This is a genomic window from Alkaliphilus sp. B6464, assembly GCF_018141165.1.
GTDB lineage: Bacteria > Bacillota > Clostridia > Peptostreptococcales > Natronincolaceae > Alkaliphilus_B.
In genome coordinates this window covers 1,443,724-1,461,028 of the sequence record NZ_CP058557.1, presented here as the reverse complement: position 1 = coordinate 1,461,028, position 17,305 = coordinate 1,443,724, and the positions used below count along the sequence as shown (strand labels likewise).

Genomic DNA, 17,305 nt, shown 5'->3' with positions numbered 1-17,305 from the left:
GAATCAGTTAAGTTTATATTCATAATTTTTCCTCCTTATGGATATATAGTTTAATTAAGGCTATAGTATTTTGACTATAGCCTTATTAGTATATTACATTTACATACAATCATCCAAATTATTTTTATTTTACTTTTCCATAGATTTTACCAAATGATAAAGTGTTCTTACAGCTACACCAGTTGCACCTTTAACATTGTAGCCTTTATCACTAGATGTCATAACTGTACCAGCAATATCCATATGCACCCAAGGACGATCTCCCACAAATTCTCCTAGGAATAATCCTGCTGTAATCGTACCTGCTCCTCTAACTCCAACATTTTTAAGGTCCGCTATATCACTTTTAATTAATTCCTTATACTCTGGAAATGAAGGTAATTGCCATACCCTTTCACCTGCATTTTCAGCTGCTTTCTCTACCTGTTTTACAAAATCATCATTATTGGAAATTAAAGCCGTTGTTATATTACCTAGAGCAACAATACAAGCTCCTGTTAATGTAGCTATATCTACTAATTTTGTAGCTCCTTGCTGTATGGCATATGTAATACAGTCAATAAGAACTAGTCGACCTTCTGCATCAGTATTCAATACTTCTATTGTTTTTCCATCCATAGAAGTTAGAATATCTCCTGGCTTGTAGGCTTTACCCGACGGCATATTCTCACAAGCACCTACTATACCAATAACATTAACTTTTGGCTTAAGAGCTCCGATTACATCCATCGCACCTAATACAGACGCACCTCCGCCCATATCATTCTTCATTTCATCCATTCCTGCACCTGGCTTTAAGGATATTCCACCAGAGTCAAAAGTTAATCCTTTTCCTACTAATCCTATGATTTCATCATTATTTTTGTTACCAAAATATTTTATAGCTATTAATTTAGGTGGCTCTTCACTTCCTTTAGTTACTCCTAAGAAGCTTCCCATTCCTAACTTTTCCATATCTTCTTTTTCTAGAATGCTAACTTCAAGACCATGTTTATTTGCAATTTCAATAGCTTTATTAGACATTGCTGTCGGTGTTAATACATTACTTGGTTCATTAACAAGATCTCTGGCTATAATAGTACCATTTGCTAGTTTTTCTCCTACTCCAATTCCTCTTTCTAGTCGTTCATTTGTTGATACATCTTCATTTAGTATGTATACTTCTTTTATACCCACTTCTGGTCCGCTTTTATCAGTTGTTTTATATTTATTAAATTTATATAATGCTAACATTGCCCCTTCCATAATGCACTGTCCAACCACCTCAGCAGCAATATTTCTATCTAAACCTATAGGCATAATTGCAACTGTCGCTGCCTTAACTTTTTCTACTTCCTTAACTGCCTTAGCCACTAATCTACGTATAGTATCTTCCTTAAGGTTTTCTTCCTGTCCAAGTCCTAATAATAGTATTTTTTTAGCTGGAACCTTACCAAGACTATGTACTAATAAGGTTTCTCCCTCTTTTCCTTTAAATGACTCATTGCTGATCATTTCTGAAATAATACCACCTAATTGCTCATCAATGCTATGTAATGCACTACTTAAGCTTTTTACACCTTCATAAATACCAATGATTATTGCATCAGTCATAACATCTTTAATTTGATCTTTAATTACCTGCACCTTCATTTGAAAACCTCCATTATAAATAATTTTCATTTTCTCTTCTACATTAATACCCTTTAATCCTTTAGATATACCAAAATAAAAAGGATTAAATATTAATTTTAATTTTCAAAAAGTTAATAGCTAAAAACCCCTCGTTTTTAATACGAGGGGTTTTTTAATGCCTATATAAGTCTTTCCTTTTCTAAATACTCCGCAAAGGCATTTGTTAAATTATTTGTGTTTACATTATTTACAAATAACTTACCATCCTCTACAACTTTAAGTCTTGCCTTACCATCTGTAAAATTAAATCCATTTTCATACAATACTCTACTACCATTTATCGGCCAGAATGCATCTTTACCCTCTACTTTGTTTAGTCCAAAATATTCTGGTTTCGTCATTTCTATCTCTTTTAATATTTCAGCTGGACTATAATACTCAAAATCTTTATTTAATGTGTTTGCAAGTTTTACAATTACCTGCCAATTTTCATATTCAGCAAGTGGCTTAATGGCTCTATTTAATCTTTGTATTCTTCTCTCAGTATTAGTGTAGGTTCCGCTGGATTCCGCAAAGCTTACAGCAGGTAAAACTACATCTGCCTTGTCAGCTGTATCTGTAATATGGGTATCTTGAACCATTAGAAAATCTAAGTTATTAAGGTCAATATTAGGTATATCTTCGCCAAATACTAATAAACCTCTAATATCTTTATTGTCTATAGATTTCTCTAACTCTTTATAGTCTTTATAAACGCCCATGTCTTTAAGCCCTTGACTATTATTGTTTTGCTTTAATTGAATAATACCACTACGTGGTTTGCCAATATGTCCACTTAAAACTGCCATATTCGCTAAAAGCGCTGCAGCATCAGAGGTAATATTCTTCTGCTCAAATAAGATTATAGCCCTTTTAGATTTTCCATATATTTGTGCAATATCAGCGGCTTGAGGACTAATTTGAACATTTGATAAACTTTCCTTTAGTTCCTCAAATCCTTGACAGCTATTAGCCTTAGGTGCAAAACCGCCATTAATAAGAGCATTTAAGATTTCCTTTAAAAATAGTGTGCTATTAGAAGGATTCACCTTAATATGAGCCATACTGTCTATCTTAGTTTTTTCAGGATTTATTACTATTAATTTAGCTCCTCGCTCTATAGCTTTTTTAATCTTAAATCCTGCTATAGGATGATTTTTCATAATGTTGGATCCAACAAGAACAATGGTCTCTGCTCCAGTTAACTCATCAAATGTGTTAGTAGATGCATCGTAACCTAAAACATCTTTAAGTCCACTCACAGTATTATTAAAAGAACCTATGTTTTGAGTTTTTAATACATCTTTACCAAACTTAGATATTAAATAAATTTCTTCGTTTGTATATCTATCTGAAACGGAAACACCTAAAGAATTGCTACCATATAAAAGACCTAAGCTTTGTGCCTTTTTAGCTGTATACAGTAGAGCTTCATCCCAGGTTACTTCTTCTAACTTTCCTTCTTTTCTAATTAATGGCTTGGTTATCCTCTTTCCAGCTTGAGTTACATCAAAACCAAAACGTCCCTTCGCACAAAGAAGCTCATCGTCTAAAGGATTCTCTTTTCTAGGTAATGCCCTAACTAATAGATCTCCTTTAGTATTTAAATCCATATTACAACCCACACTACAATGTGAACAAACCGTATGAGTTGTTTTAGTAACAAGAGGTACAGATTTTTCTATAGTTAATCTTTCTTGCAAGGCTCCAGTAGGACATACACTTATACACTGTCCACAACTTACACAGTCTGTATCCTTTAAAGGCAGATCAAAAGCTGGTTGAACTATAGTATCGAAGCCTCTATTTAAGAGTCCAAGAGCAGTAGCACCTACAACTTCATCGCAAACCCTAACACAAAGTCCACATAAAATACATTTATCAGAATTTCTAATGATGAACGGATGCCCATCATCCTCTTGACGATAGTGCATTTCTCCGGATAATCTTTGTGGTTCTACTTTGTATTCATTAGAGTATTCTAATAGCTTACATTCGAATACATCATGGCAACCACACTCTAAACAACGCATAGCATCTCTTTTAGCATCTTCTTCTGTATATCCTGCAACGATTTCCCCAAAGTTTTTCTTTCTTACCTCTGGCGCTAAATGAGACATTTTAGGTCTATATTCTCTTTTTATATGAGCAAATTCTTCTTCTGGTACATTATCTCTAGTCACATAGAAAGAATTTTCATACGGAATAACCCTGCCCTCTAAATATTTACAAATTACATCCGCCGCTTTCTTTCCTTCTCCAATTGCAGTAATAGCAATATCAGGACCTTTATTAGTAGCATCTCCTCCTGCAAATACTCCAGGCAAATTTGTAAGGAATGAGTTTTCATCGGCATAAATAGTTCCCCATCTAGTCAATGAAATATCTTCGAAACCTTTTATATCTACCTGTTGGCCTATTGCAGCTATAACAGAATCTACTTCGATTATATCTTCTTCACCTTCTATTGGAATCGGTCTTCTTCTTCCTCTTTCATCTGGCTCACCTAACTTCATTTTTTGAAGTCTTACTTTAGACACTTTTCCATTTTCTCCTATTATTTCGATAGGATTAACTAAAAACTTGAAGTTAACTCCCTCTTCTTCTGCTTCTTCTATTTCTACCGCTTCTGCAGGCATCTCATCCTTTGTTCTTCTATATATGTTATAGACTTCTTTTGCCCCTAATCTAATGGCTGTTCTACAAGCGTCCATAGCTGTATTTCCACCACCAACTACTGCCACCCTTTCACCTATTTTAATAGGCTCATTAACTGCAAATTTACTTAAAAAGTCTATTCCTCCAATAACTCCTTGTAGGTCTTCTCCAGCACAGTTAAGCTTTGTACTGTTCCATGCACCTATTGCAACATATACCCCATCGTAATTTTCTCTTAAATGAGTTAGGTCTATGTCTTTACCAATTTTAATATTGGTTAGCATTTCTACTCCCATTTTTTTAATAATATCAATTTCCTTATTTAAGACTTCCTTTGGTAATCTATATTGTGGAATACCGTATCTTAGCATACCACCAAGTTCTGGCATTGCCTCGTATATAACTGGCTTATGTCCTTCTTTAGCTAAATAGTAAGCAGCAGTAAGTCCACTTGGCCCTCCACCGATAATAGCTACCTTCTTACCTGTAGATGGTTTCATTTCTGGCATAAATACATTGGGATCTTTTAGATCAATGTCGGCTACAAAGCTCTTTAACCAAGCGATTGAAATTGGATCATCTAAGGTTTGTCTTCTACAGGCAGTTTCGCAAGGATGAGGACAAACTCTACCAATACTAGCTGGTAATGGTAGTTTTTCCTTTATTAATTCTACTGCCTCTTTATATTGTCCATTGGCAATAAGTCCTACATAACCTTGACAATCTGTACCTGCTGGACAGGCTAAAACGCAAGGTGGTCTACAATCTCCAACATGATCTGATAAAAGTAATTCTAAGGCAATCTTCCTTGAACCCTTAACTCTTTCAGTATTAGTAGCAACTATCATACCCTCAGCAGCTTCTGTAGCACAGGCTCTTAAAAGCTTGGGTGTTCCTTCTACTTCAACAACACAAAGCCCGCAGGAACCATATATCTTAACTCTTTCATCATAACAAAGTGTGGGAATTTCAATGTTGTTAGCTTTTGCTACTTCTAAAATAGTCTGTCCCTTATATCCAATTACTTCGGTACCATTTATATTCATCCTAATATTAGGCATTTTTTATTCCCCCCTATGTGTATTAGTCAACTGTCACTGCACTAAACTTGCAAGCCTCATAACACTTACCACACTTAATACATATTTCTTGGTTAATTCTATGAGCTTCTTTACGTTCTCCTGCAATAGCATTGACAGGGCAGTTTCGTTTACAAAGACCACATCCAATACATTTATCATCTAAAATCATATATTCTAATAAATTAGTACATTGCTTAGCAGGACACTTCTTATCATTAATGTGACGCTCATATTCATCTCTAAAGTACCTAATAGTGCTTAGTACTGGATTTGGTGCTGATTGACCTAGTCCACATAAGGAGCCTTCCTTTATTTTTTCTCCTAGGTCTTCTAAAAGTTCGATGTCTCCTTCTTGTCCTTCACCCTCACAAATTCTGGTTAATATCTCTAGCATCCTTTTTGTACCTATTCTGCAGTGAATACACTTTCCACAGGATTCTTTACGAGTAAAGTCTAGGAAAAATCTTGCCATATCTACCATACAGGTTGTTTCATCCATAACAACCATACCACCAGAACCCATAATGGCTCCTACCCTAGAAATAGACTCATAATCCACTGATGTATCTAAAAGATTAGCAGGTATACATCCTCCAGATGGCCCGCCCATTTGTACTGCCTTAAACTGCTTATTGTCGATAATTCCTCCACCTATATCAAATATTACTTCCCTTAGAGGTATCCCCATAGGAACTTCGACTAGTCCACCTTTATTAATCTTGCCAGTTAGGGCGAAAACTTTTGTCCCTTTACTATTTTCTGCACCCATAGAAGAAAAGGCACTTCCACCGTTTGCTAATATCCACGGTACATTTGCAAAGGTTTCAACATTATTAATATTAGTAGGCTTATCCCAATAGCCTTTTTGTGCTGGGAACGGAGGCTTTAATCTAGGCATACCTCTCTCACCCTGTAGAGACTCAATAAGTGCTGTTTCCTCCCCACATACAAATGCCCCTGCACCTGCCTTAATTCTTAAATCAAAATCAAATTTATCTAATCCAAAAATATTTTTGCCCAAATAACCTCTAATTCTAGCTTGTTCTATTGCATTATTTAGTCGTTTTATAGCCAATGGATACTCGGCTCTTACATAAACAATTCCCTCCGAAGCCCCTATTGCATATCCGTTTATTATCATTCCTTCTATTAAATTATGAGGATCACCTTCTAGTATACTTCTATCCATAAAGGCACCTGGATCACCTTCATCTGCATTACATACCACGTATTTAACATTGCCTTGAGATTGCTTCGCTGCATTCCACTTAAACCATGTTGGAAAACCTGCTCCTCCTCTTCCCTTTAACCCTGCAATTTTAATCTCTTCTATAACATCTTCCGGGGTCATACTTTCAAGACACTTTTTAAGAGCCTTATACCCACCAGAAGCTATATATTCATCAATACTTTCTGGATTGATTACTCCACAGTTTTTTAAAGCCACACGTTTTTGTTTAGATAGAATACCTATATCAATCTCATCTATTAAATACTCATTGGAGTTCTCGTTATTCTGAACTATACCATTAACAATTTCCTTAGCCATTTTAGCATCAACTTTTACAAAAACTGTTTTTTCTCCATCATCATCAATAAAATCTACAATTGGTTCTAAATAACACATTCCTATGCAGCCAGTAGTAGTTAACTCCACATCTATATTCATATCTTTTATTTCTTCTGCTATGGCATCATATACTTTATTAGCACCGGCAGCTATCCCACAGCTACCTTGCCCCACAATAATTTTCATATATTAAGCCCCCTTTATTTGTTGTTTATCCTTAATTTCCCTAATAATGCTCTTTGTTTTTTCTGGTGTTAATTTACCATATGTTTCATCATTTATCATCATTACTGGTGATAGGCTACAACAACCTAGGCAGGCTACATTTATTAAAGTGAATAAGTTATCTTCCGTTGTTTCTCCGTCTTTTATTTTTAATTCCTCATTAATTGCTTCCTCAATAGTCTTAGATCCATTTACATGACAGGCAGTACCTTGACAAAGCATTATTAAATTTTCACCTACTGGTTTTAATCGAAATTGAGTATAGAATGTAGCAACGCCATGTATCTTAGCAGGCTTAATACCAGTCTCCTTAGCTATATAGTCTAGAGCATCTATTGGTAAATAGTTATAGTACTCCTGAACATCTTGTAAAATGCTAATAAGGCTCCCTTTTTTTCCCTCATACTTACTAAGAATTGATGCCAGCTTGCCCTCATCCCGTACTGTAACATTTGCTGTGCTCTTATAATCCTTTTTTCCTTCACAACAAGCCATTTATCCCCACTCCTTCCAACATAAATGTGTTTTGTAGTATAAAAATATATTTTTATGCTACAAAACTTCAATAACCTATTAATATTCTCTAAGATTTATCTTAATAATTAGTTAAAAATTAAACGTTGACTGACCATTTAAAACATTTCAACTATATAATAACATGGTACTAAAATCTTGTAAATGACTTTTAGGTTAAGTAATCTTCTTATTTTTGGAAGCATATCTTTTGCTTTTAATAAATTATCTATTTGAAAATATGTTTGAATTTTCTATAAATTTATAGTAATATATTTATAATTATACTTGATTCAAGAGCCAGTTTTTCAAAACTATTGTATCAAGTAGAAGAATCTAAACAAAGTCTACCTCTTTAAACCACAGAAGTTAGGGTTCGCGCTAGATGATAACTTAACCTAAACAGAGTATTAATTTATATATTTGAGAAGGGAGGATTGGATTTAAAATATAGCTTGATTATTAAAACAGAATAGTTAATTAATTAACATTATTTGGGGGAGGAATTTATTTTTATGAAAACCAAAAAAGAAGCTACGCTTGTTCATGCTTTTATCCCTATTATTGTATTGGTAGCATCATTATTTATAGCAATTACAAAGTTTGAAGCGGATCCTCATATTCCTATAATTGTTGCTATTGTAGTAGCTGCTGGAATAGCTATATTCTCATTAGGATATAAATGGAATGAGATAGAAAAGGGATCAATTGAAACTATTCAAATGGCAATGCAAGCTATATTAATATTAATGATAATAGGTACTGTAATTGGAGTTTGGATTTTAAGTGGCACAGTTCCTACAATGATTTATTACGGATTAAAGATCTTATCACCTGGAATATTCTTAGTGGCTACAGCAATCATATGTGCCATAGTTTCTCTAGCTACAGGTAGTTCTTGGACTACAGCTGGTACTGTAGGTATAGCACTTATGGGAGTTGGTCAAGGATTAGGCATACCTATGGAAATAGTGGCCGGTGCAATTGTTTCAGGTGCATACTTCGGAGATAAGATGTCACCCCTTTCAGATACTACAAATCTAGCACCTGCAATGGCAGGAGCCACACTATTTGAGCATATACAGCATATGCTTTATACTACTCTTCCTAGCTTTATAATAGCACTAATTTTATATGGTATTATAGGTATCAAATATGCAGGGCAAGTACTAGATACAGCTAATATTGATATCATTTTAAATGGTATATCGAGCAACTTTAATATTTCACCTTTACTTCTACTTCCACCAGTTATAGTTATTATTTTAGTAGTACTTAAAATTCCTGCACTACCAGGCTTAATTGCAGGTACTACAATTGGTGGTATATTTGCCGCAATATTCCAGGGATCTAACATTGGAGACATTATAAATGCTGCTCACTATGGTTTCGAAATTGAGAGTGGTGTTGAAATGGTTGATGAGCTTTTAAACCGTGGTGGATTAGACTCTATGATGTGGACAGTTTCACTAATTTTATTAGCTATGACATTTGGCGGTATTATGGAAAAAACCGGAATGCTTCAAGCTATTGGCAATACTATTTTAAAATTTGCCAACAATACAGGGTCATTAATTACAGCTACCATTCTAACTAGTATAGCAGTTAACTTCCTTGCTGCAGACCAGTATCTATCAATAGTAATACCTGGTAGAATGTACAAAGATGTTTATGATGAAAGAGGAATTCATCCTAAAGTATTATCAAGAACCCTAGAGGATGCGGGTACTTTAACATCAGCATTAATACCTTGGAACACATGTGGAGCATTTATGCACAGTGCTCTATTGGTTTCACCATTTGCATTTGCACCATTTGCTTTCTTAAATATAATTAATCCTATTATTGCTATAATTTATGGATATACAGGATTTAGTATTACCAAGATAGATAATAATAAAAAAAACGGCAGTAAGCAAATAAAGCCTATTTAATAACATCGCATCGAATTCTAGACATTAAAAAACCTCGAGCTTCCTCGAGGTTTTTTAGTGTCCTTATTTATTTAGATGTACCTTTTAATGCACTTTTAACAGCTTCTTTAATTCCTGTACTTGAGAAAGTTGCTCCTGATACATCGTCAACTTCAACAGTTTGCTTTTCAACCATAGTATTTGCTAATTCTTCTAGAGCAACATCACCTATTCCTTCTGTTTCACTTTGCTCTAAAACTTCTACTTTAGCAAGCTTTCCGTCTTTAACTTCAACCTTTACTTTAACATCTCCGTGGAAGCCTTCAGCAGCTCCCTCATAAACTCCATCAACAAATTCAATTTCCTCAACAGCTTCTACAGCTTCTGCAGAACCAGCAGATAATAGAGCATTTTTAACAGCCTCTTTAATTCCTTTGCTTGAATAAGTTGCTCCTGATACATTGTCAATTTCAATATTTTGCTCTGTAACCATAGTTTCTGAAAGTTCTTCTAAAGCAACATCACCGATTCCTTCTGTTTCATCCTGCTCTAAAACCTCTACAATTACAAGTTTTCCATCTTTAACTTCTACTTTAACTTTAATATTTCCATGGAAGCCTTCTGCTGCTCCTTCGTAAACTCCATCAATAAATTCAATTTCTTCAGCAGTTTCTTCTGCTCCACCAGTTCCTCCTGCTAAAGCATTTTTAACAGCTTCCATTACAGCATTACTTGAGAATGTAGCTCCAGTTGATACATCAACATCTGTTTTTTGTTCTGCAATAATTCTATCAATAACTTCTTGAGCTCCTACGTCACCGATTCCTTCAGTTTCGCCATGCTCTAATAATTCTATAGAAGTGATTTTTCCGCTATCTACTTTAACCTTAAGTTTAAGAACTCCGTGGAATCCTTCTGCCTCACCTTCAAACTCTCCATCTGTAAAGCTTTGTGATCCTCCAGCACCAGCTAAAGCATTTTTAACAGCTTCCATTACACCATTACTTGATAATGTAGCTCCAGATGATACATCTACATCTGTTTTTTGCTCTGCAATAATGCTTGCAATAACTGCTTCTGCTCCCTTATCGCCGATTCCTTCTGTTTCACCATGCTCTAATAGCTCTATAGAAGCAATTTTTCCACCTTCTACTGCAACCTTAACTTTAATTGCTCCTGCAAATCCTTCTCCTTCACCTTCGTATACACCGTCTGTATAAGTAGCAGCTGAAGCCGGATTCGCTTTACCTGACATAAACATTCCGCCTGCCAAAATACCAATTGCTAATATAGGCATTAAAATAAGTGCAATTTTTTGTTGTTTATCCACAACTAGACACCTCCAAAATTGTTATAATTGTATCACACTACATCATCATATCATAGTTCTTGTCTTTTTAAAACAACTTTTTAATAATGTAGATTAATCAATATACGTTATTTATTACTTGCTCATTTCATATTGTTTTACAATTATATTTTTAAGTGTATGCCATGCTAAAACTGCACATTTAATCCTAGCTGGAAAGTCTGAAACGCCTTGTAGAATCTGCGCATCCTCCAGAATTTCATAATCTCCATCTTCCTTTTTAATCATCTTCAAAAATTCATCAATAAGTTTTAAAACTTCTTCTACATTTTTTCCTTTTATAAGATCAATAAGCATAGAAGTAGAAGCCTGGCTTATAGCACAGCCCTTACCTTTAAAGGCTACATCCTCAATAATATTTTTATTAAACTTTACCTGTAGCGTTATATCATCACCACAAAGAGGACTATATCCCCTCTCACATATGTGATCTCCCTCCATTTCTCTACGATGAGTAGAATTTTCATAGTGCTCTAAAATAACTTGGGAATATAATTGATTAAGATCCATATTTAAACCACTTCCTTATATTTTTAAGTCTATTGATAAATATCTCTACTTCCTCCATAGTGTTATAAATATAAAAGCTTGCCCTAGATGTAGCTGGTACATCTAAGTATTTCATTAAAGGCTGGGCACAATGATGACCGCTTCTAACAGCAATACCATCTTGATCTAATATAGTAGCCACATCATGGGGATGAACTCCCTTTACGCTAAAGGAAATAACTCCTCCTCTGTTTTTCATATTTAAAGGTCCGTGTATTTTTATAAAATCTAAAGAGGACATTTTTTTTATTGCAAAGGAGGTAAGCTGCCTTTCATGCTCTAAAATTTTATCCATTCCTATAGACTCTAAATAGTCAATAGCGCTTACAAGACCAATACTTCCGCCTACATTTGGTGTCCCTGCCTCAAACTTTAGTGGAGCTGGTGCAAAGGTTGCACTTTGCTCCTCCACTTCTGCAATCATTTCTCCACCAAAGAGAAATGGGTTTACTTGATCTAACATATTTTTCTTAATATATAGTACACCTATCCCCATTGGCCCACACATTTTATGAGCAGAGAACACTAGAAAATCACAGTCTAGTTTAGATACATCAACCGGCATATGTGGAACACTTTGGGCTCCATCTACTAAAACCCTCGCTCCTTTTTCATGGGCTAGACTAATAATTTCCTCTACAGGATTGATAATACCTAAAACATTAGACATATGCTGAATTGTTACTAGCCTTACTTTACTATTAATCATTTTTCTATACTGGTCTATATCTAATCTTTCATCTTCTGTTAAATAGACATATTTTAAAATCGCTCCAGTTTTTTGTGCGACGTATTGCCAAGGAAGTATATTACTGTGATGTTCTGCTATAGTAAGAATAATTTCATCTCCTGCTTTAAGATGATCCATAGCCCAAGCATATGCTATTAAATTTATCCCTTCCGTAGCATTTCTTGTAAATATAATTGAACTTGAGTTAGACGCTCCTATAAAACCTGCAACTCTTTCTCTCGCAGTTTCATGGGCCTCTGTAGCCATTATGCTTAAATAGTGTGCTCCACGATGGACATTGGCATTGTACTCCTTATAGTATCTCTCCATAGTCTTAATTACTTGAACAGGTTTTTGAGTAGTGGCTCCACTATCTAAATATATTAAAGGTTTTCCGTAGGCAGTTGTCTGAAGTATAGGAAAGTCTTTTCTTATTTGTTTAATATCAAAAGTATTATCCATGGATAATCCTCCTTGTAACTTCCTCTTCCACAATTTCTCGTATATCTACCATAGGGATCTGATCTATGATAGGTCTAAAAGAGCCCTCTATAATAAGTTTTTTTGCTTCCAACATAGATAGTCCTCTGCTCATCAAGTAATAAAGCTTACTTTTTTCTAATTGCCCTGCACTAGCTGCATGATTAGCTTTTACATCGTCCTCTTCACAAAGCAACACAGGTAAAGCATCGCAGCGAACTTCCTTATCTAACAAAAGAACTGTTTGACTTTCTGCTCCAACAGATTTTTTAGCACCCTTTTTCAGGTCTAAGTTACCTCTAAAAATAGAGTAGGCTTTATCCTTTAATGCTCCGTGGCTTTGAATATCACTATTTGAGTTAGCACCTAAATGTGTCATTTGATAAGACATATCTAGTTTTCTTTCTCCATCACCTAAAAATAAAGACTTAAGTGTACCTTCGCTTCCCCTTTCATCTAAATAGGTGCTGAAATCTGTTGCACTCAAAAAACTGCCCATTTCAATTGTGTACCAATTTACCCTTGCATCTCCTTCTACTATAGCGATGTTAGAGTCAAAGTGATAGGAAGTATCCTGCATTCTTTGTAGTTTAACAATATTTACTTCTGAATCTGCCTTTGCAATTATTTTAGTAATTCCATTGTGGAATAGACTATCTACTCCATTCTCACTATTGTAGTCTATTACAATAGTAACCTTACTGCTCTGTTCTGCCAAAATAATGTTGTAATCTAATAGTAGTGGGTTATCTCTATCCAATCTGTAATCAATTTTAATAACATTTGAAACCTGAGTATTTTTAGGAACATGAAGCATTATTCCAGCATTGTAAAAAGCTTCAACCATTGATGTAAACTTTTTGCCAACGCCGAAACTTTTATTTATATTAACGACTTCCTTAACCCTAGAGTTATCATTAAGGGCAATTGATATTTCCTCTAGGCAAAATTCAGTTTCTGCTCCAATTTTAAAATATGGATATTCATATCTACTGTAACTCGGAACTTTGAAATCATTTAGCTTTACCCTCTTCCACTTTGGCACAGATTCATTCAAAAACAATTTTAATGCCTTATTTCTTTCCACTTGCACATACGAAGAATCTTCTCTGCTTATTTCTGTACAAGTATTTTCATCCATTGGCTGCACTTTTATCATTTTTCTCCCTCCTAACCTATTGCTCCTTCTAGCTCTAGTTTAATTAATCGATTAAGCTCAACCGCATATTCTAAAGGCAAGGAGTTTGCAATAGGTTCAACAAAGCCCCTTACGATCATTGCTTTTGCCTCTTGTTCTCCAATTCCTCTACTCATTAAATAATATATTTGTTCTTCACTAATCCTTCCTACCTTTGCTTCATGCCCAATATCTATATCATCATTCATAAGTTCAATAATTGGTACAGTATCCGCTCTTGATTCATTATCTAGCATTAGGGATTCACACTCCACATTTGCCTTGCAACCATGTGCATTAGGAGCAACTCTTAATAATCCTCTATAAAATGCAATACCTCCATCCTTAGAAATGCTCTTTGAAATAACTCTAGATGTTGTATTAGGTGCCGCATGGATTATTTTAGATCCTGTATCTAAGTTTTGCCCCCTAGCTGAAAAGGTAATTTGAGTATGGTCCACCTTCGCACCTTCACCCTTTAAAACTGTACAAGGATATAGCATAGAAACTTTACTACCAAAGGACCCAGATACCCATTCCATTATTCCATCTTTTTCAACGATAACTCTCTTTGTATTTAAGTTATAAGTATTACGGCTCCAGTTTTCTATCGTACTATATCTTAATCTAGCACCTTCCTTTACGAAAAGCTCCACGCAACCCGCATGTAGGTTATGGACTGAATATTGAGGCGCCGAGCATCCTTCAATAAAATGAAGTTCTGCCCCTTTATCTACAATAATTAAAGTATGCTCAAACTGCCCAGAACCTGGAGCATTCATTCTAAAGTATGCTTGTAGTGGGATTTCTACCTTTACCCCAGGTGGTACATAAACAAAGCTACCTCCACTCCATACTGCGCCATGTAAGGCTGCAAATTTATGATCATTTGGAGGAACACATTTTGTCATAAAATATTCCTTAACCATTTCTCCATGATCTCTTACAGCAGCTTCCATATCAGTGAATATAACACCTTGCTTTGCTAATTCGTCTTGCATACTGTGGTATACTACTTCCGAATCGTATTGGGCCCCCACACCTGCCAAGGCTTCTCTTTCTGCCTTTGGAATGCCTAACAACTCAAAGGTATTTTTAATATCATCTGGCACATCATCCCAAGTATGATTCATTTTAGTGTCTGATCTTAAATAAGTAATTATTTCATCTAGATTTAGTTCACTAAGATCTACCCCCCAAGTCGGGATTGGTTTGCTATTGTAAATATCTAAGGACTTTAATCGAAAATCTCTCATCCAATCGGGCTCATTCTTTTGGTTGGATATGGCTTCAACTATTTCTCTTGTTAGACCTTTTTCTGTTTTATAGCTAAATCTAACTTCATTTTTAACGTCATAACGACTAAAATCGATATCTTCTATATATTTTTTGCTCACTTATTTTACCTCCTTAAGCAGAGTTGTAATATACATTTTTTACAGACTTAAAATAAAATACTAATAGAACTTATTTTGAATATATCATTTAATATCTTCGTATCCTGTGTCTTCTAGCATTTTAGCTAAATTACGATCACCGCTTTTTACAATTTTACCGTCCATCAATACGTGCACTACATCTGGCTTAATATAATCAAGAATTCTATTATAGTGAGTAATAATAAGAACTGCTGTATCCTCTGCTTTTGCCTTATTAACTCCTTCTGATACTATTCTTAATGCATCAATATCTAACCCTGAATCCGTCTCATCTAAAATAGCAAGCTTAGGCCCTAAAATAGACATTTGTAAAATTTCATTCTTTTTCTTTTCTCCACCAGAGAAGCCTTCATTTAAATAACGATTTGCATATTCTTCCTTCATATCTAATAAAGCCATCTTATCTTTCAATAGCTTTTCAAACTTTAAAATTGAAATATTTTCATTTTTAACTGCATTGTAAGCAGTTCTTAAAAAATTTTGTACTGTTACTCCAGGAATTTCTTCTGGATATTGGAAGGATAAAAAGATTCCTTTTTTTGCTCTTTCATCTGTTGTTAAATTATTTATCTCTTCCCCTTCTAGTAAAATACTTCCTTCCTCCACTACACCTTTTGGACTTCCCATTATAGTGTTGGATAATGTACTTTTACCCCCACCGTTAGGTCCCATAATTGCGTGAATTTCACCAGGTTTAATCTCTAAATTTAAACCCTTTAAGATTCTTTTCTCTCCTATAGAAACATGTAAGTTATTAATCTTAAGCAACGATTTACTCATTTTCATAACTCCTTTTTATTTATTATTATTTTAATTTAGCTTTTTCTTAATTCCTAGTTGGTAGCTCGGAATTATATTTATTATTTTATCATATTACTATGGTTAATAGCAATAATCATTATCATTAAATTATTGTATTAATTATTTAATGTATACAGAAATTTATATTATTTTCATCATATATTGGGTAAAACATCTTTAATGAATGCTTTCATCTAATAAAAAAGCCAGCCTAAAGGTGTATTTCGTTTCAACCTTTAAACTGACTTATCTTATTATTTGTCACTAATCCATTCTAACAACTTAGGAAAAATGACTTTTGCATCTTCATAGCCTGCATTATAAAGTTCTGTAAGCTTTTCCGTATCTTTTTCAATACGCTTTATTTTGACCGGTTCACTGGGTCTAATAACAAATACCTTGTTTTCTTTTTCAAGTTCATCAATATAATCTAAAGTTTTATTGTATGATTTGTATCGGTTTAAAATAGCTTCTTGGAACTTTGGATATTTTTCGTATGCCTTTTCAAATAGCCACTTACCCCGAGTAGGCTTCTTTCTATATTCCCTATCCCTAGTTAAAATTAGGACATTTACTTCATTACCATCATTTATTGATTTCCTTATGGGTATAGAATCCGTTATTCCACCATCCATAAGAGGCATACCATCTATTTCAACAATATTAGAAACTAATGGAAGACTACTAGAAGCTCTACAAACCATCATTATATCTTTACAATCTTTTTTAGAAAAATATACGGGCCTACCAGTCTCACAGTTGGATGCAACAATTACACATTCCTCTTTAGAATTATAGAAGGTTTCGTAATCAAAGGGTATAAGTTTATTTGGCATTTCATCAAATATTAAATCCATATGAAATAAATAACCGTGACGAATCAAGTTTCTATAACTTATATAGTTAGGATCATCTATGGAATCTACTGTGGCTTTCTTACTTCGCCCAATTTGTCTAGAAATATAGGATACAGCATTACAAGCTCCTGCTGAAACTCCTATTGTGTAAGGAAAATACATATTGTTCTCCATAAAAAAGTCCAATACACCACTGGTATAAACTCCCCTCATTCCTCCACCTTCAAGTACTAATCCTATTTTTTTCATAATATACCTCCCCCTTCCTGTCTATTTAAAGTATGTCCGA

General features: G+C 34.4%; 12 protein-coding genes. 1 reads left to right on the top strand and 11 read right to left on the bottom strand.

Annotation, left to right across the window (positions count from 1 at the left end; genetic code table 11):
• Nucleotides 1-129 precede the first annotated feature (129 nt).
• The 4 genes from HYG84_RS07020 to nuoE form a co-directional block, all read right to left on the bottom strand.
• Nucleotides 130-1,632, bottom strand: coding sequence for a leucyl aminopeptidase (locus HYG84_RS07020; RefSeq protein ID WP_212381591.1), 1,503 nt, complete (start codon nucleotides 1,630-1,632; stop codon nucleotides 130-132).
• A gap of 161 nt (nucleotides 1,633-1,793) precedes the next feature.
• Nucleotides 1,794-5,372: an NAD(P)-binding protein gene (locus HYG84_RS07015; RefSeq protein ID WP_212381589.1), complete on the bottom strand. Its 3,579-nt coding sequence runs from the start codon at nucleotides 5,370-5,372 to the stop codon at nucleotides 1,794-1,796.
• A gap of 22 nt (nucleotides 5,373-5,394) precedes the next feature.
• Nucleotides 5,395-7,149 (bottom strand): NADH-quinone oxidoreductase subunit NuoF, encoded by a 1,755-nt coding sequence (locus HYG84_RS07010; protein WP_212381587.1) that lies wholly within the window; start codon nucleotides 7,147-7,149, stop codon nucleotides 5,395-5,397.
• 3 nt (nucleotides 7,150-7,152) lie between these two features.
• Nucleotides 7,153-7,683: an NADH-quinone oxidoreductase subunit NuoE gene (gene nuoE / locus HYG84_RS07005; RefSeq protein WP_212381585.1), complete on the bottom strand. Its 531-nt coding sequence runs from the start codon at nucleotides 7,681-7,683 to the stop codon at nucleotides 7,153-7,155.
• Nucleotides 7,684-8,216: 533 nt separating this feature from the next.
• Here nuoE and nhaC point away from each other — a divergent pair.
• Nucleotides 8,217-9,635, top strand: a complete 1,419-nt coding sequence (gene nhaC, locus HYG84_RS07000; protein WP_212381583.1) for a Na+/H+ antiporter NhaC — start codon at nucleotides 8,217-8,219, stop codon at nucleotides 9,633-9,635.
• 67 nt (nucleotides 9,636-9,702) lie between these two features.
• Here the strand turns inward: nhaC and HYG84_RS06995 are convergent, their stop codons facing one another.
• The 7 genes from HYG84_RS06995 to HYG84_RS06965 all read right to left on the bottom strand — a co-directional run bounded on the left by HYG84_RS06995 (nucleotide 9,703) and on the right by HYG84_RS06965 (nucleotide 17,265).
• Nucleotides 9,703-10,944 carry an FMN-binding protein gene (locus tag HYG84_RS06995; protein WP_212381581.1) on the bottom strand — a complete coding sequence of 414 codons (1,242 nt, stop codon included), beginning with the start codon at nucleotides 10,942-10,944 and terminating at the stop codon, nucleotides 9,703-9,705.
• Between the two features lie 114 nt (nucleotides 10,945-11,058).
• The gene (gene sufU / locus HYG84_RS06990) at nucleotides 11,059-11,493 is read right to left on the bottom strand and encodes a Fe-S cluster assembly sulfur transfer protein SufU (RefSeq protein ID WP_212381578.1); all 435 of its coding nucleotides are present in this window, start codon (nucleotides 11,491-11,493) and stop codon (nucleotides 11,059-11,061) included.
• Entirely contained in the window at nucleotides 11,483-12,724 is a 1,242-nt protein-coding gene (locus HYG84_RS06985; protein WP_212381577.1) for a cysteine desulfurase, read from the bottom strand. The genes sufU and HYG84_RS06985 overlap by 11 nt, the downstream gene beginning before the upstream one ends.
• Nucleotides 12,717-13,901: a Fe-S cluster assembly protein SufD gene (gene sufD / locus HYG84_RS06980; protein ID WP_212381575.1), complete on the bottom strand. Its 1,185-nt coding sequence runs from the start codon at nucleotides 13,899-13,901 to the stop codon at nucleotides 12,717-12,719. The genes HYG84_RS06985 and sufD overlap by 8 nt, the downstream gene beginning before the upstream one ends.
• Before the next feature lie 11 nt (nucleotides 13,902-13,912).
• Nucleotides 13,913-15,316 (bottom strand): Fe-S cluster assembly protein SufB, encoded by a 1,404-nt coding sequence (sufB, locus tag HYG84_RS06975; RefSeq protein ID WP_212381573.1) that lies wholly within the window; start codon nucleotides 15,314-15,316, stop codon nucleotides 13,913-13,915.
• A gap of 84 nt (nucleotides 15,317-15,400) precedes the next feature.
• Nucleotides 15,401-16,138, bottom strand: a complete 738-nt coding sequence (gene sufC, locus HYG84_RS06970; protein WP_212381571.1) for a Fe-S cluster assembly ATPase SufC — start codon at nucleotides 16,136-16,138, stop codon at nucleotides 15,401-15,403.
• A gap of 275 nt (nucleotides 16,139-16,413) precedes the next feature.
• Entirely contained in the window at nucleotides 16,414-17,265 is an 852-nt protein-coding gene (locus HYG84_RS06965) for a patatin-like phospholipase family protein (RefSeq protein WP_212381569.1), read from the bottom strand.
• Nucleotides 17,266-17,305 lie beyond the last annotated feature (40 nt).

Bases quoted from the DNA above. Each gene is read 5' to 3' on its own strand.
- HYG84_RS06965 (WP_212381569.1), bottom strand. From the start codon at position 17,265: ATGAAAAAAATAGGATTAGTACTTGAAGGTGGAGGAATGAGGGGAGTT.
- nuoE (WP_212381585.1), bottom strand. From the start codon at position 7,683: ATGGCTTGTTGTGAAGGAAAAAAGGATTATAAGAGCACAGCAAATGTT.
- nhaC (WP_212381583.1), top strand. From the start codon at position 8,217: ATGAAAACCAAAAAAGAAGCTACGCTTGTTCATGCTTTTATCCCTATT.
- sufU (WP_212381578.1), bottom strand. From the start codon at position 11,493: ATGGATCTTAATCAATTATATTCCCAAGTTATTTTAGAGCACTATGAA.
- HYG84_RS06985 (WP_212381577.1), bottom strand. From the start codon at position 12,724: ATGGATAATACTTTTGATATTAAACAAATAAGAAAAGACTTTCCTATA.
- sufC (WP_212381571.1), bottom strand. From the start codon at position 16,138: ATGAGTAAATCGTTGCTTAAGATTAATAACTTACATGTTTCTATAGGA.
- HYG84_RS07015 (WP_212381589.1), bottom strand. From the start codon at position 5,372: ATGCCTAATATTAGGATGAATATAAATGGTACCGAAGTAATTGGATAT.
- HYG84_RS07020 (WP_212381591.1), bottom strand. From the start codon at position 1,632: ATGAAGGTGCAGGTAATTAAAGATCAAATTAAAGATGTTATGACTGAT.
- sufD (WP_212381575.1), bottom strand. From the start codon at position 13,901: ATGATAAAAGTGCAGCCAATGGATGAAAATACTTGTACAGAAATAAGC.
- HYG84_RS07010 (WP_212381587.1), bottom strand. From the start codon at position 7,149: ATGAAAATTATTGTGGGGCAAGGTAGCTGTGGGATAGCTGCCGGTGCT.